Source organism: Bradyrhizobium arachidis (assembly GCF_015291705.1).
Lineage (GTDB): Bacteria > Pseudomonadota > Alphaproteobacteria > Rhizobiales > Xanthobacteraceae > Bradyrhizobium > Bradyrhizobium arachidis.
The window spans coordinates 7,775,362-7,791,150 of the sequence record NZ_CP030050.1 but is presented as its reverse complement, the minus strand read 5'-3'; the positions used below and the strand labels follow the sequence as shown (position 1 = coordinate 7,791,150).

Annotated in this window: 12 protein-coding genes; 6 read left to right on the top strand and 6 right to left on the bottom strand. The window is 65.3% G+C overall.

Annotated elements, in window-relative coordinates:
* The first annotated feature begins 131 nt into the window (after positions 1 to 131).
* The 3 genes from WN72_RS36730 (at position 132) to WN72_RS36720 (ending at position 6,858) form a co-directional block, all read left to right on the top strand.
* Entirely contained in the window at positions 132 to 2,561 is a 2,430-nt protein-coding gene (locus WN72_RS36730; RefSeq protein WP_167380609.1) for a bifunctional diguanylate cyclase/phosphodiesterase, read from the top strand.
* 254 nt (positions 2,562 to 2,815) lie between these two features.
* Complete coding sequence (locus tag WN72_RS36725) at positions 2,816 to 4,117, top strand: MFS transporter (protein WP_092213056.1); 1,302 nt, start codon at positions 2,816 to 2,818, stop codon at positions 4,115 to 4,117.
* A gap of 158 nt (positions 4,118 to 4,275) precedes the next feature.
* On the top strand, positions 4,276 to 6,858 hold the full coding sequence (locus WN72_RS36720) for an EAL domain-containing protein (RefSeq protein ID WP_092212601.1): 2,583 nt from the start codon (positions 4,276 to 4,278) through the stop codon (positions 6,856 to 6,858).
* A gap of 19 nt (positions 6,859 to 6,877) precedes the next feature.
* Here WN72_RS36720 and WN72_RS36715 read toward each other — a convergent pair whose 3' ends face one another.
* Together WN72_RS36715 and WN72_RS36710 are read right to left on the bottom strand one after the other, a co-directional pair.
* The gene (locus WN72_RS36715) at positions 6,878 to 7,681 is read right to left on the bottom strand and encodes an isocitrate lyase/PEP mutase family protein (protein ID WP_092212599.1); all 804 of its coding nucleotides are present in this window, start codon (positions 7,679 to 7,681) and stop codon (positions 6,878 to 6,880) included.
* A 65-nt stretch (positions 7,682 to 7,746) separates the two neighbouring features.
* The gene (locus WN72_RS36710; RefSeq protein ID WP_092213054.1) at positions 7,747 to 8,646 is read right to left on the bottom strand and encodes an alpha/beta fold hydrolase; all 900 of its coding nucleotides are present in this window, start codon (positions 8,644 to 8,646) and stop codon (positions 7,747 to 7,749) included.
* A 100-nt stretch (positions 8,647 to 8,746) separates the two neighbouring features.
* Here WN72_RS36710 and WN72_RS36705 point away from each other — a divergent pair, with 100 nt between their 5' ends.
* Both WN72_RS36705 and WN72_RS36700 read left to right on the top strand, forming a co-directional pair.
* Positions 8,747 to 9,256, top strand: coding sequence for a MarR family winged helix-turn-helix transcriptional regulator (locus tag WN72_RS36705; RefSeq protein ID WP_027560555.1), 510 nt, complete (start codon positions 8,747 to 8,749; stop codon positions 9,254 to 9,256).
* A gap of 315 nt (positions 9,257 to 9,571) precedes the next feature.
* Positions 9,572 to 10,027 carry a hypothetical protein gene (locus tag WN72_RS36700; protein WP_027560554.1) on the top strand — a complete coding sequence of 152 codons (456 nt, stop codon included), beginning with the start codon at positions 9,572 to 9,574 and terminating at the stop codon, positions 10,025 to 10,027.
* Between the two features lie 44 nt (positions 10,028 to 10,071).
* Here the strand turns inward: WN72_RS36700 and WN72_RS36695 are convergent, their stop codons facing one another.
* From WN72_RS36695 to WN72_RS36680, 4 genes are all read right to left on the bottom strand, one after another.
* On the bottom strand, positions 10,072 to 10,707 hold the full coding sequence (locus WN72_RS36695; protein ID WP_092212597.1) for a response regulator transcription factor: 636 nt from the start codon (positions 10,705 to 10,707) through the stop codon (positions 10,072 to 10,074).
* A gap of 326 nt (positions 10,708 to 11,033) precedes the next feature.
* Complete coding sequence (locus WN72_RS36690; RefSeq protein WP_092212595.1) at positions 11,034 to 12,803, bottom strand: peptidoglycan-binding protein; 1,770 nt, start codon at positions 12,801 to 12,803, stop codon at positions 11,034 to 11,036.
* Between the two features lie 155 nt (positions 12,804 to 12,958).
* Positions 12,959 to 13,375 carry a hypothetical protein gene (locus WN72_RS36685; protein ID WP_036055976.1) on the bottom strand — a complete coding sequence of 139 codons (417 nt, stop codon included), beginning with the start codon at positions 13,373 to 13,375 and terminating at the stop codon, positions 12,959 to 12,961.
* Positions 13,376 to 13,637: 262 nt separating this feature from the next.
* The gene (locus tag WN72_RS36680; protein ID WP_027560551.1) at positions 13,638 to 14,249 is read right to left on the bottom strand and encodes a TetR/AcrR family transcriptional regulator; all 612 of its coding nucleotides are present in this window, start codon (positions 14,247 to 14,249) and stop codon (positions 13,638 to 13,640) included.
* Between the two features lie 131 nt (positions 14,250 to 14,380).
* Between WN72_RS36680 and WN72_RS36675 the strand changes: the two genes are divergently transcribed.
* On the top strand, positions 14,381 to 15,607 hold the full coding sequence (locus WN72_RS36675; protein ID WP_167380607.1) for a cytochrome P450: 1,227 nt from the start codon (positions 14,381 to 14,383) through the stop codon (positions 15,605 to 15,607).
* The last annotated feature ends 182 nt before the right edge of the window (positions 15,608 to 15,789 follow it).

The window sequence follows — 15,789 nt, the reverse complement described above, 5'->3', positions numbered from 1 at the left end:
AAGCCGCGTGATGCGGACCACGCGGGTTCCGATATTGTCCAGTTCTTAACCGCGATCCTTGTCCGATAGTCGCGCCGGCGGCTCAACCAGAAGTTCGCACCGGCGCGCCGAGGGGGACTTGCGGGATCAAGATGGGCGGTCGCGATCAGAACGATCAGGATCGGAAGCGTGTGACCGGATGGTGGCGTGCCGCGCCGCTGCTCGGGCTCTATCGCCCTGCGCTCGTCGCCGTCGCCGTCGGGCTTCTGTTCTCGATCGTGGGCGCCGCCGCCGTCGCGCGCTGGGAAGGCCGCGTCAACCGGATCGAGTTCGAGAACGCGGCCGAGACCGAAGCCATCGTCATGCAGAACGGCATGAGCGAGTATATCTCGCGGCTGGTCGCGCTGCGTACGCTGTTCGAATCCACCAACGAGGACATCACCCGCAGCGAATTCGAGACCTTCAGCGCCCGCCTGTTCGAGCGCCATCCTGGCATGCTGCGCATCGCATGGTTGCCGCGCGTCAACCGCAAGGAGCGCGCCGAATACGAGGCTGCCGCGATCACGGACGGGGTGTCCGGCTATCGCGTCAAGTCGCTTCAGGGCGAGGCCCTCGCGACCGCGCCGCAGGGTGACGAATATTTCCCGGTGTTCTACTCGACCCAGCCGAAGACCTCGCAGGTCTATGGCATGGACTACGCGACCATCCCGGAGCGCCGTGCGGCGCTGGAGCGGGCGCGCGACAACGACCGGGTCGCCGCCATTCGCACGCGCCTGTTCGAGCCGAAGGAGGGCGGCCGGCTGCCCGACGTGCTCGTGGCGCTTCCCGTCTATGCCAAGGGCACGTCGCGCGAGACGGTCGCGGACCGGCGCCGCAATCTCACCGGCTTCGTCGTCGGCGTCTTCGACCTGCCTCTGCTGCTCCACACCATTCGCGTGACCACCGGCGCAAGTCCTGCGGTGAGCGTCAACGTCTATCCGCCCTTCACGGGGCAGATCGTCAGCCTCGAGTACATGCTGCCGGATTTCTCGTCGGCCGCCACCGCGCCGCAGTCGATGCGCGACGTCGCGCGGATGCTGCACTGGTCGGGCGGTCTCAAGATCGGGGACACCGACTGGCAGGTGCGCGCCATGCCGACGGCCGGCGGCGCGCTGGAGACGGTCTATGACCGCGCGGCCGCGGTCCTCATCGTCGGCTTGCTGCTCACGCTGTCGCTGTCGACCTATCTGATGCTCGCCAGCCGCAATTCGCGACGGCTGTCGCTGGCGAACCAGCGCGTGCTCGAGCTCGCCCAGACCGACATCCTGACCGGCTTGCCCAACCGCGCCTTCTTCCTCGCCCGGCTCGACGAGCTCAACGGCCAGCTCGACGATGCCGGCGCGGCCTTCTCGATCCTGATGCTCGATCTCGACCGCTTCAAGAACGTCAACGATTCCCTCGGTCACGGCGCTGGCGACGTGCTGCTGCGCCAGGTGGCGCAGCGGCTGAGATCCGCATTGCGCGCCGGCGACGTGCTGGCGCGGCTCGGCGGCGACGAGTTCGCCATCATCCAGGAAGGGAGCGAGGACCAGCGCGCCTGCGCGACCGAGCTCGCAGCGCGGATCGCCAAGCTCGTGGCCGAGCCGTTCCTGCTGCCCGGCCATCGCGTCGAGATCGGCACCAGCATCGGCATTGCGATCGCGCCGGATCACGGCAGCGACCAGGAGCAGCTCCTGAAGAAGGCCGACCTTGCGCTGTACCGTTCGAAATCGGCGGGCCGCAACTGCTACACCGTCTACGACGAGGCGATGTCGGCCGAGCTCGAGGCGCGCAACACGCTGGAAGGCGATTTGCGCGATGCCATCGCGCAATGCCAGCTCGAAGTGCACTATCAGCCGTTCGTCGATGCGCTCACCGGCGCGCGCCGCGGCTTTGAGGCGCTGGTGCGCTGGCGGCATCCGAGCCGCGGCCTGATCCCGCCCGACCAGTTCATTGCGCTTGCCGAAGAGACCGGGCTGATCGTGCCGCTCGGCGAATTCGTGCTGCGGCGCGCCTGCGCCGATGCGGCCGGCTGGCCCTCCAATCTGATGGTCGCGGTCAACCTGTCGCCGATCCAGTTCAAGGAAGCCGAGCTGTTCGAGATGATCTGCGCCGCGCTCGCCGACTCCGGCCTGCCGCCGCAGCGGCTCGAAATCGAGATCACGGAATCGGTACTGCTGGAGCGCGGTGTCGAGAACCACGCCTTCATGGAGCGGCTGAAGAGCATCGGCATCGAGCTCGCGCTCGACGATTTCGGCACCGGCTATTCGTCGCTGAGCTATCTCACCGCATTCCCGTTCGACAAGATCAAGATCGACAAGTCCTTCATCCGCAACCTCACGCACCAGCCACGCTCATCCGCCATCATCTCCTCGATCGTGACGCTGGCGCGCGGGCTCGACATGTCGGTCACCGCCGAAGGCGTCGAGACAGCCGAGGAATTCGAGCGGCTGACCGCGCTCGGTGTCAACTTTGCGCAAGGCTACCTGTTCGGCAGGCCGGTGCCGGTCGACCAGATCGAATTCGACGTGCCCGTTCGCACGACGCAGCGCGACGCCGCCTGAGCGCGCCTCGCTTCCACAGCGTCATGGCCGGGCATAGCCGTCCGAAGGACGGCGTCGCTTCCGCTCGCCTATGGCCCGGCCATCCACGCCTTCGCCACAGCACAAAGAACGTGGATGCCCGGGACAAGCCCGGGCATGACGACCGCATGTGAATGTTCAGAGCGATTGACCTGCGCCGAGCGCGCATGCGCGAAAATCGCTTGACCTGCGTATCCCCGGATGGTCGGTAGGATCGTCCAGGGATGAAACACACCATGCGGCTTCGGTTCTTCTACGGCTGGGTCGTGGTCGCCGTGACCTTCGTCACCATGGCGATCGGCGTCAACGCGCGCACCGCATTCTCATTGTTCTTTCCGCCGATCATCTCCGAGTTCGGCTGGGAGCGCGGCGTCACCGCGGGCGCGTTCTCGTTCGGCTTCGTGGCCTCTGCCGTGGCGAGCCCGCTGATCGGCCGGCTGATGGACCGCGCCGGTCCCCGCGCGGTGATGGAGCTCGGCGTCGTTCTCATGGGCGGCGGGCTGCTGCTGGCGCCGCTGACCAGCGTGCCCTGGCATCTCTATGTGACGCTCGGCGTCATGGTCGGCGCCGGCAGCGTGTGTCTCGGCTATTCCGGCCAATCGCTGTTCCTGCCGAACTGGTTCATCCGCAAGCGCGGCTTTGCCATCGGCATTGCTTTTGCCGGCGTCGGCCTTGGCTCGGTGACGCTGCTGCCATGGGTCCAGCACATGATCGAGCAGACCGGTTGGCGCACCGCCTGCACGGCGATGGGCCTGCTGCTCCTGATCGTGCTGGCGCCGATCAACCTGTTGCTGCACAAGCGCCCCGAGGATATCGGCCTTCAGCCCGATGGCGACGCTGCGCCGGCGTCCGGCGCCGCCAAGCTGGTCTCGAACGTCGTCGATCCCGCCTGGGTCGCGACCGAGTGGACGCTCAAGCGCGCGGTTGCGACCGCGCGCTTCTGGTGGATCGCGCTCGGTTATTTCTGCGGCCTTTACATCTGGTACGCGGTGCAGGTGCATCAGACCAAATTCCTGCTCGATATCGGCTTCAGCCCTTCCGTCGCGGTGTGGGCGCTCGGCATTGTCAGCCTGCTCGGCATTCCCGGCCAGATATGGCTCGGCCACGTCTCCGACCGGATCGGGCGGGAATGGGTCTGGGCGATCAGCTGTGTCGGCTTCGCGATCTGCTTCGCGGCGCTGATGGCGCTGAAGTTCCAGCCCTCGCTGTGGCTCGTCTACATCATGGTGTTCACGCAAGGCGCGCTCGGCTACGGCCTCACCTCGATCATGGGCGCAGTGGTGTTCGAGATCTTCCAGGGCAGGCACCAGGGCAGCATTTTTGGCACGATCATGCTGGCGGCGCTGGCTGGCGGCGCGGCGGGACCGTGGGTGACCGGGTTTCTTTACGATCGCGCCGGCGACTACACACTCGCCTTCGGCATCGCCATCCTCGTGAGCGGATTGTCGGCGCTCGCGATCTGGCAGGCAGCGCCGCGCAAGGTGCGGGCCGTGGCCGGTCAGTTGCACAGGGTGCGAGCGGGAACCGGCGCCGAATAGGTTCCCCGAACATCAAGATATCTTCGCAGCTTTCGCGGAACGTTAAGCATGTCGCATGTTGGGCGGCTGACGGCGGGTCGCAAAAACGTCTTGGACACCATCAAAGCGTTAACCTCGGGCTGATTGCCGCATTTTCCCGATCCCCGCCGGGTCAGACGATGTCCGCTTCCGATTGTGTTGTGACCGAAATTCCGGATGTGCTGCGCGCCGCGCTCGAATGCGCCGACGATGGCATCGTCATCGTCGACGCGGCGCATCGCATCACGCATTTCAACGGCGCCGCGGAGCGGATCTGGAAGCTCGCGCGAAGTGAGGTGCTCGGCCGCGATGCCGGCATTCTCGCGCTCAAATGCCTTCATGCCGACGCCGCCCCGGACTTCCGTGGCGAGATCAGCCTCGTGCGCCGCGACGGCAGCCGGATCAAGGCGCTCGTCTCGATGTCGCCCGCGACCGTCGGCGGAACCGCCCATCGCATCGTGTTCGCGCGCGATGTCACCGCCGACGCCGAACGCCGTGTCAGGATCGGGCTGCTCCACGCCGTCTCCGACCAGACCAATCGCGCGGTGATCATCACCGATGTCGAGCAGAACATCGTCTACGTCAATTCCTCCTTCACGACACTGTTCGGCTACAGCAGCGACCAGGCCGAGGGCCGCCGCGCCGGCGAGCTCATCGCCGGCTGTCACACCGATCGCAATGCCGTCGCAAAGCTCGTCAGGCGCCTGATGGCCGGCGGCCCGCGCGGCGAAATCGAGACGCTGGTCTACAACAAGCACGGCGAGGAGATCTGGGTCAGCGCCCGCATCGACGCCTTCCGCGACAAGAAGGGGCGGGTCAGGCACATCTTCGCGCTGCTCGAGGACATCACCGAGACCAAGCAGCTGCGCTCGCTCCAGCAGCTCATCATGAGCGCGCTTGCCGATGAGGTTCCGATCACCGATATCGCCGACCGGCTGTGCCGCCGCGTCGAGGAGATCGCGCCTGACGTCGTCTGCTCGCTGCTTCACGTCGATGCCGCCGGCCTGGTCCATCCGCTCGGCGGACCGAGCCTGCCCGAGGATTATTCCCGCGCACTGGACGGCATCGCGATCGGTCCCGATGTCGGCTCCTGCGGCACCGCCGCCTTCTACGGCGAGCCGGTGCTGGCGGAAGATCTCGACACCGATCCGCGCTGGCAGCCCTACAAGACCCGCCCGCTCGAAGTCGGCCTGCGCGCCTGCTGGTCGACGCCGATCAAGGCCAAGGATGGCCGGGTCATCGCCACCTTCGCCTTCTATTTCCGCGAGCCGCGCGCGCCGAGCAACTGGCACCGCCGCATCGTCGACGCCTGCGTCGATCTTGGCGCCTTCGCGATCGAGCGCAAGGAGGCGCGCGCCGAGATCGCGCGGCTTGCCTATCACGACATCCTCACCGGCCTGCCGAACCGCGCGCAGCTCCGCCATCTCATCACCACCGCGATCGATGCCTGCCCGACCGGCAGTCATGTCGCGCTCGCCTTTCTCGACGTCGATCATTTCAAGGACGTCAACGACACGCTCGGCCACGCGGCCGGCGACGAGCTGCTGATCCAGCTCGCGCAGCGCCTGCGCGAGCATATCGGTCCCGAGGACATGCTGGGACGGCTCGGCGGCGACGAATTCGTCATCCTGCTGCCGAAGCGTAACGCGCAGGACGCCGAGCGCGTCGCGTCAGGAATCACGGAGGCGTTGGCCGCACCCTTGAGGCTCGGATCGAAACTGATGCCGATGTCGGCCAGCATCGGCATCAGCCTCTATCCCGACCACGCCACCGACATCGACACGCTGATGCAGCAGGCCGACGCCGCCATGTACATGGCCAAGCAGGCCGGCCGCTCCACCCATCGCATTTTCAGCGTCGAGATGAACGGCCTCGCCGAGCAGCGGCTGGCGCTGATCGCGGCGCTGCGCAAGGCCATCGCCGAGGGCGCGCTCAGCCTCAGCTATCAGCCGCAGATCCGCAGCTGTGACGGCGCCATCCACGGCGTCGAGGCGCTGGCGCGCTGGCACGATGCCGTGCTCGGCGACGTCTCGCCCGCAAAATTCATCCCGCTCGCCGAGGAGTGCGGCCTGATCGAGCAGATCGGCCTGTGGTCGGTGCGCGAGGCCTGCCGACAGATGGCGAGCTGGCGCCGCGCCGGGCTCAACATTCCCAGCGTCTCGGTGAACCTGTCGCCGATCAACTTCCGCAACGTCACGCTGGCCGCGCGGCTCAAGGATATCCTCGCCGAACACGATCTGCCGCCGGATGCCCTCATGCTCGAGATCACCGAGGGCGCGTTCATGCAGGACAGCGTCGCCGCGCTCGAGACCATGAACGCGATCCGCGAGCTCGGCGTCGGGCTTTCGGTCGATGATTTCGGCACCGGCTATTCCAGCCTCAGCCGTCTCGCCCATCTGCCGATCCGCGAGCTCAAGATCGACCGCAGCTTCATGCGCGACATCGAGAAGGACGTGGGCGCGCTCGCGATCGCCACCGCCGTGGTCCGTGTCGGCCAGGGCCTCGGCATGACCGTCGTCGCCGAAGGCGTCGAGACCGAAGGCCAGCGCAGGACGCTGGCCGAGCTCGGCTGCGACGTCGTGCAAGGCTTCCTCTACGCCCCCGCGCTCGCGCCGGTCGCGTTGGAGCGCTGGCTGATCGAGCACTGCGCCGAGCAGGCGAGGGCGATGCTCGGCCGGTTCGATGTGGCGGCGGGACGCGAGGCGGTGAAGCGGTCGGCGTAGCGCGGCCTGAGAGGTCGGCTCAGGCGTTCGGCTGCAGGAACGTGCCGTATTGCTTGCTCGCTGCGACCCCCGCGGCGGCCTGTCCGATGACACGCATCGCTGCCATCATGGGCCACGGCCCGAGACTCACCCGCCGAACGCCGACGCGGGCGAGATCGGGGATTTCGGGAACACCTTGCGTCACCATGATGTTGACCGGCAGCGGCGTGAGCTGAACCAGCTTCTCGATCAGCGCGAGGTCGGTGAGGCCGGGAACGAAAATCCCGTCGGCGCCGGCCTCGGCATAGACCTTCGCGCGCCGAGCCGCTTCGTTCAGGCATTCCTCCGGCGATCCGAATTTCAGCAGAAACGGATCGGTCCTGGCATTGATGAACAGGCGAACGCCGAAACCTTGCGCGGCGTTTCGCACCGCCTTGATCTTCGCGGCGTGCTGTTCGGGGCTGACGAGTTGGCGCTTTCCGCCGGAGAGCCCGTCTTCGATATTGATGCCGACGGCGCCGGCTTGCAGAATTTTCGTCGTCGACGTCGCGGCGGCATCCGGTGTGTCGCCATATCCCGCCTCCAGATCGATCGATACCGGAACCGGGACGGTCGCGGTGATCCGCGACACCAGGCCGGCCACCACGTCGAGCGGGACATTTTCTCCGTCGGCGTAGCCAAGGGCGGAGGCGACCGCTCCGCTGCTGGTCGCGATGGCGGCCGACGCCTTCGCAATCGCCTTGGCGGTAGCGGCGTCCCACGCGTTGAACAGAACGAGCGGATCGCCTGTCCTGTGAAGACCAAGAAACGTCTCTGCGTATTTCTGCTGTGTCCCGATGTCCATTGCGTGCACTCCTGCTGAGAGAACGAGATCGATCGTGCGGCGTCGTCCGGCGTCCGCGATTGCTTTCAGGCGGATGCGTGCGTCCTGAACCAGTCCATGATCAGGCCGGTGACTTCAGCCTCACGCTCGAGGTGCGGGAAGTGCCCGACATCAGGCAGAACGACGCGCTTGTGCGGTCCCTTGAACAGCCGCTCCTCTTTCACCGAATATTTCGCTGTCGGATCGTTGCTGCCATAGATCGTCAGCGTCGGCGTGTGCATGTCATTGATCGGCAGCCGGCCCATGCGGCTCGCTTCGGTGAGGCCGCCATAATATTTGAGCGCCGCCGCCATCGTGCCCGGCGAGCTGAGCGTCTCCTTGACCGAACGGAGATGCGCTTCGTTGTCGAAGGCCGGTGACCACAGCTTCCAGAGATAGTCGACGAAGGGCAGTCCCTCGATATTGACCGCCGACTCGGCGCCGATCAGCTGGAAGAAGTAGACGTGGAAGATGGATCGAACGATTTCGGGATCGCGCCTGATGCTCGAGAACGTGATCGGGTGGGCCGTGTTCATCACCACGGCGGCCTTGATCGACGATGGCGCCGTGTCCAGCGCCTGAAAGGTCGACGTGCCACCCCAATCCATGCCGGCGACGCAGGCTTGTCCGTCCTCGCTCAGCGCCGCAATGAGCGCTTCGAGATCCCTGCCGAGCGCGATGGGGTCGAAAACATCGTCCGCGGGAATCCCGGTCGGCGCGTAGCCGCGCAGGAACGGCGAGACTGCACGATATCCGGCATCGGCGAAGACCTGCAGCTGCTTGCGATAGGACCAGGCGTTGTCGGGAAATCCGTGCAGGAACATTACGAGGGGGCCGGTCCCCTGTTCGAGATAGGCGAACCGCACGCCATTGGCCTCTACGTATTTCAGGGCGGGTTCACCGGCGGTGGCCGTTGGTGTCGTCCGCGCAGCGCTGCTCGGATTCATCGTCATTCTCCATGTCGTCGTTTCCTGCACGCGAATATGTGCGCAGCACACATGTCTGGTCAAGTTGTTTTTTGTGCGCAGCGCACATATTGTTGCGGGCATGGAAACGGGAATCGCGAATTTGCTGGGAGCGCTCTCGCTCGCGGTCATGGATCGGATCGAGCAGGGCGCGCGCGAGGTCATAGGCCGCGGTGGCGAGACGCCCGCGGCGCTCGTCGTCATCGGCTACGGCCAGGGCATGACCAACGACAAGCTGCGGCGCATCCTCGGCCTGTCGCATTCCGGCACCGTCCGCCTGGTGGACCGTCTGGTCTCGGATCGGCTCGTCGAGCGCCGTGCCGGAAAGGACGGCCGCGAGATCGCCTTGCACCTCACCGCGACGGGGGCGGCGATGCGGAACGAGTTGATGACCTCAAGGATTTCAGCCGTCGCGTCGCTTCTGGATGTGCTGTCGCCTGCAGAGACGAAGCGGCTTGAGACGCTGATCCACGAGCTGCTGGCGAGGCAGGACACATCCGAGATGGATCGCTTCACGATCTGCCGGATGTGCGACGACAGCGTCTGCACCAATTGCCCCTTGCCCACGAACAAGGGCAAAAGCGGCCGCTAAGCGAGCGGCTGCGAGGGACGTGAAGGGGATCTCCGCGAACTCGGAATCGTAGGGTGGGCAAAGGCGCACTCGCGCCGTGCCCACCACCTATCAATGATTTCGAGAGAAATGGTGGGCACGCTTCGCTTTGCCCACCCTACGATACTGACGCGAAGGTCGCCGAGCCGAAGGATCTAGCGTATCGTCGCTTCGATACGTTTCTTCGAGCGCCATCGGGCCGGGGTACTTTTTCCGGATCGGAACGTCCGGCTATTCCCCACGTTGTTGCGGCCGGGCGGCTACCGTCCAACCAACCGGCACAAGAGCAGCAACATGATGAAGAAGACCGCCGCAATCCTGATCATGCTCTGCGCGTTGCCGGCTGCCGCCGGCGCGGAGAGCTGGAGCAGCTATCGCATTCCCGAGAGCGGAACCAGTGTCGACATTCCCGCGTCCATCTTCACCGAAGAAGCGGGCCGGCCCGACGGATATGGCGTGCAGTACCGGACAGGCGACGGCCGTGCGGACCTCACGGTGCAGGCCGTCCCGAACGACGGCGGCTCACCGCGGGCGTTCCTGGCCAGGAAGAACCCGCCGGCCGGCATCATCTACAAGCGCGTCACACCGCGCTTCTTCGTGGTCTCCAGCATCCGGCGCGGCAAGATCTGGTACGACCGCTGCAATTTCGCCAGCCGCTACGTCCACTGCGTGCTGATCAACTATCCGGCCGCCGAGAAGCGGCAATGGGATGCGATCGTCACCCGGATCAGCAATACGCTGAACGGCGGCTGATTCTCGCGCTGCCGGGTCGCTTCTGCTCGCACGCAGAGATCGCCCTATGCGTCCGCCGCCGGCTCGTCCGTCGCGCCGAGCACGCCGAGCCGTTCGGCAATCCGGACCAGCTCCACCAGCGACTGGATCTGAAACTTTTCCATGATCGCGCGCCGATGCGCCTTGATGGTGCGCTCGGAGCTCCCAAGCTCGCGCCCGGCATGCTTGCTGGTCTTGCCCCGCACGATGATCTGGAAGACCTGCCGCTGGCGCGGCGTCAGCGTCAATAGCCTGCGCCGAAGCACCTCCACTTCGCCGTCGAGCGCGCGCGCGTTGCCATGCCGCGCCATCGCGCGTGCGATCGCCCGCAGGAGTTCATCCGGGTCGACAGGCTTGATGAGGAAGTCCTCGGCACCCGCCTTGATCGCTGTCACGGTGATGCCGGTGTCGGCATATGCGGTCAGGAAGATGATGGGCAGCGTCGAGCCGCGCTGCATCAGGCGCTGCTGCAGCTCGAGTCCCGAAAGGCCCGGCATCCGGACGTCGAGGAGAATGCAGCCTTTGCTTTCGTCCGGCCCCTGGTCCAGCAATTGCTGCGCCGACGCATAGATGGCGACGCGGTATCCGCTCGCCTCGAGAAGTTGCTGGATGGTCGTCAGATACGATGCGTCGTCATCCACGACATGGACGATGCCGGGCAATGATGTCTCCTGGACGAAAAGTAGCGCGTCGCTTGCTTTTCTTGCTTGTTGTTGCAGCGCCTTCTCGCCCGGCCATTGCCGGATCACGTCGCTCTTGATCGGCAGTTACGTTTTGGAAGCGCAGGGGGCAAATTAATTCTGTGTCAGTCAACGGCACCAATGCCGACTGTGCTCTTTTGATTGCAAATGCCTCGCAACTGCGTGCGGACGCGCGTGTGGGCGGCCAGGGCGCGCTGGCATCAGGTCTGCTTGCTACGGCCTATCGCTTTCAATGCTGCAGGCCGCAGAAAAAGAGCCCCGCCGGGAGGCGGGGCTCGAAAAGCGCATCAGTACTTCTTGGCCGGCTGCCCTGACGTCGAAGGCGGCGGGGCATTGTTCTGGTTGGTTTGTCCAGTCGGCGTGTTCTGGCTGGTGCCGGGCTGACTGGTGGACTGAGTGTTGCTCTGGGCCGGGGCCTGGCCGGTGGTCTGGCCCGATGGCGGTTGCGTGCTGGCCTGGCCCGGGTTCGCCGGCTGGTTCTGCTGAGCCTGGCCGGTCGTGGACGGCTGGTTCTGCGGAGCCTGACCTGTGGTCTGGTTCTGCTGCGCCGGCGCGTTGCTCTGGCCGGTGCTTTGCCCGGTCGTGCTCTGCGGCGTCGACTGGTTGTTGCCGCCCTGGCCGACGGTGGTCGACTGACCTTGCGTGGCGCTGATCTGGTTCGACACGCCGAGCGCAGTGACCGTGCGGGTATCGATCGAGCCGGTGGCCTGGAAGCCTTCCTGTCTCTGGAAGGTCATCAACGCATTGCGCGTATCCGTCCCGAGAACGCCGTCGGCTTCGCCGGACAGCATGCCGCGTTCGATCAGGACGCGCTGAACGACGCGAATCTCGTCCGGGCTGAGATCCAGCGCGGCAACGCTGCCGCCGCCACCGCTAACGGTCGAGCTGCTGCTCCGAGCATAGTGCGTCCGCGGTCCGGCGGGAATGACGTCGACGATCCTGCGGCTCCGGTCGGTGACGACGATCTCGTCATCGACGACGAAGAAGCTGTCGTCGCGGTAGTCAGGATAGACGTCGATCAGCGCGGGATAGGCCGAGACCGAAACCACGGAGATGTTCCGCGGCACGACCACGCCGGCATTGACGCGGAAGTTGAGCGAATTGGTGTTGACCCTCACGCGGTCCACATTGCGTGAGCTCAGCACCGACTGCTGCAGCTGGGTCTGCTGCTGGGCATTCACCTGTACGCGGCCGGACATGCTCTGCGTAGCCCCGCTCTGGGTCTGTGCCTGGGCGTTGGCCTGTCCTTGCGTGTTGGCGCCGGTCGTTGCGCCCTGCGTGTTTTGGCCTTGGGCGTTCTGGCCTTGGGCGTTATTGCCAGTGTTCGCGCCGGTGGTTGTCTTGCTCGGATCCTGCGCGGTCTTGCTCTGGGCGTCATTCCTGGTGTTCGCGCCGGTCGTCGTGGTGCTCTGACCGTGCGCATTTTTGCCCTGGGCATTCTTGTCTTGTGCGTTCTTGTCCTGTGCGTTCTTGTCTTGCGCAGCCTTATCCCGGGCATTGTCCCTGGTATTGGCGCCCGTGGTCGTGCTCTTGTTCTGCTCTGCGCCTTGCGACTGATGCGTACGGTCGCGGTCGCTGCGGCTCTGTCCGACGGTCTGATCCTTTCCGCTCTTGTCGCTCTCGGACTTGGACTGACGCGCCTGGTCGCGATCGCCACGGCTCTGACCGATCGTCTGGTCCTTGCCCTGCTTGCCGGGTTCGGATTGCGACTGACGTGCGTTGTCGCGCTCGCGGCCCTGACCGATCGTCTGCTTGTCGGCCTTGTCGGCGGCCCGGCTGCTGTCTTGCGTCGCGGAGGAACCCTCGGCCCGGCCACCGCCGGCGCGGCCCTGCGTCATTCCTTCGCTGTGCGAGGCGCCACCTGCACCGTGCGAGCTCGCGCCGCTGGAGTGTTCCGCAGCACCTCCGCTGGCACCGCCAGCTGCGCTGCCACTTGCGCTGCCGCCCGCACTCATTCCGCCGCCAGCACCTTCACGCATGCCTTGCGCCGATGCCAGGCTGACACCAGCGAGCAGCACTGCTGTCGTCAGCAGGAACTTGTTCTTTCCCATGTTCATCTGAATCTCCTTGGGGTTGCTTGGTTGCAGTTGCGCGGTTGCGTAACGACGCGACCGCGCGCACGAACGCTCTCGATCGAAGCCGGATGCATCGATCTGGTTGTTCGGTTTCCGAGGCTCAGCGTTCCGCGCCGGGCCTGTCTTGGCGCTTCACATCACCAGTGATGGTGCCAACGATGGTGGTAGAAGTGCCGCCGCGGGAACGGTGCGCCGTAATAGGCGAAAGCGGGACGCACGACGCGGCGATAGCGGTAGCCGTAATAGGCCGGGGCATAACCCGAGCTGTAGTAGGTCGTGGTGTAGCCGCCCCAGGGATACGGCTCGTAGCCGCCGTAATACGCCGGCGCGTAGCCGCCGCCGTAATAGCCGTAACCGGGGCCATAATAGCCGTAACCCGGACCATACGCGTAAGCGGAAGAGGCGAGGCCGCCGAATATGGCGCCTGCGATCAACCCGCCTGCCAGCGCCGGACCGAAGCCGCCACGCCAGCGGGCTTCCGCGGGCGTTGGCGCTGCCACGGCGCTCACGCCGAGCGTGCCGACGGTTGCCAGAACCAACGCGGTCTTCTTCATGTGCCTTCCTCCCAGTTGGTGTTGCGATGCCGGGCCAACAGCAACGACGGGCAAAAGTTGCAAACGCGCGTGCGGGAGAGAGAAAGAGTCATGAAGATAAACGCGCGTTCATCTCGACGGCTGCGCGTCTTCCGACGGAGGCCTTGTCGCTGATCGCGGTGATTGAAGAGATCGGCACGTTCCGCTGTTCCGCGGCCGATTCAGACCGCGTTGCGCAAGGCGTTCGTTCCCCGACTGCGACGGATTAGCGCATGCGAAGATTCTAGTCCGACGCCAGTCCCGTCCTGCGGCGCAAATCAGTGATCGCGCGCAAGAAGCTGTCGGCCGGCGTGGTCTCGGGATCGATCAGCCGGTGCAGGCGGAAGCCGTCTTCCAGCGCCAGTACGACGCTGGCCATCCAGGGCGGGTTTAGCGTCTCGCCGCTCGGCTTGTTCTTCAAGGTCGCCTCGACGATGTCGGCAACCAGCTTGCGCCGCGCGCGCAGCCGTTTTGCAAGCTCGGGACGGCGCTTCTCGGCGCGCGCGACGAACAGGATCATCTCCATGTGGAGCAGGGGTGAGCGGCCGAGGGGATCCTGCTTGCTGCGGTCCATCGATTTCAGTGCCGCGATGAAATCGTCGAGATTGTCGTGCTGGGCCAGGATGTCCATATTGCGCCGGATCGACTGCTCGACATGGTCCTCGAGCATGGCGATGATCAATTCGTCCTTGCTTTTGAAGTTCGAATAAAACGCGCCGCGGGTGAAGCCCGCCGCGGCCGCGATTGCCTCGATGCTGGCGCCGCCAATGCCGTCCGCTTCGAACACGCGCGCGGCCGCCTCGAACAGCTTGTCGCGCGTGTCGTCCCTGGTCGGCCTGGTTCTCACCCTTGACATCGGCGCAGTTTAGGGCAGAATGCAACTCGATACAACAATGTATCGAGTTGATAATTTCAGGGATGGTTACGCTGCGCGAAAGAGGGGCTGCCGGCGTATTCGTGTCATGCGGCAACCGATGTGAGGTCACCATGAACGAGCAAGTGCAACCCGCAGGCGGACCGCTGTTCGATCCGCTGTCGCCTGACTTCATCCGCGATCCCTATCCGCATTACGACCGGCTGCGTACGATCGATCCGGTCCATGTGACGTCGTTCGGCCAGTTCGTCACCAGCCGCCATGCCGACGTCAGCCTCGTGATGCGCGACAAGCGCTTCGGCAAGGATTTTGTCGAGCGCACCAAGCGGCGCTACGGCCCGCAGATCATGGACGAGCCGATCTTCCGCAGCATGGGTCACTGGATGCTGCAAGCCGATCCGCCCGACCATACCCGCCTGCGCGGCCTCGTCGTGAAGGCGTTCACCGCCCGCCGCGTCGAGGACATGCGACCACGCATCCAGGAGATCGTCGACCAGACCATCGATGCCGTGATCGATCGCGGCCACATGGACCTGATCGAGGATTTCGCCTTCCGCCTGCCTGTCACCATCATCTGCGACATGCTCGGCATTCCCGAGGATCATCGCGAGGTCTTCTACAAGAGCTTGCGCGACGGCGGACGGCTGCTTGATCCGGTGCCGATGTCGCCCGAGGAGATCGCCAAGGGCAATGCCGCCAACATGATGGCGCAGATGTACTTCCAGCAGTTGTTCGAGCTGCGCCGCCGCAGTCCTGGAGACGATCTCACCACCCAGCTGGTGCAGGCCGAGGAAGACGGCAACAAGCTCACCAACGAGGAGCTGACCGCCAACATCATCCTGCTGTTCGGCGCGGGCCACGAGACCACCGTCAATCTGATCGGCAACGGCCTGCTTGCGCTCCACCGCAATCCGGACCAGCTCGCGCTGCTCAAGGCGCGGCCGGAGCTGATGGTGGGGGCGATCGAGGAATTCCTGCGCTATGATTCGTCGGTGCAGATGACCGGCCGCGTCGCGCTGGAGGATGTCGAGCTAGGCGGCAAGACCATCCCCAAAGGCGAATCCGTGCTGTGCCTGCTCGGTTCGGCCAACCGCGACCCGGCGGTCTATCCTGAAGATCCCGACCGGCTCGACGTTACCAGGCCCAATGTCAGGCCGCTGTCGTTCGGCGGCGGCATCCATTTCTGCCTGGGGGCCCAATTGGCGCGGATCGAGGCCGAGATCGCCATCGCGACGCTGCTGCGGCGGCTGCCGGGATTGCGGATCGACGACGTCGAGAACCCCGAATGGCGCCCGACCTTCGTGCTACGCGGCCTGAAGCGGCTGCCGGCGAGCTGGTGATCGCTGCCAGGGTCCTCTCCTGAGGAGCGCGCCAGCGCGTCTCGAAGGATGACAGGCCCCGCTGCATCTACGCGGCGATAGCCGGGCCTTGCCGTTCGCGACGGCCGCGTTTCCGCGGCCTCCTCACCATGAGGGTTTACCACCGGCGTTAACCTCCGCGCGCAACAGTCGCTGTGACTTCG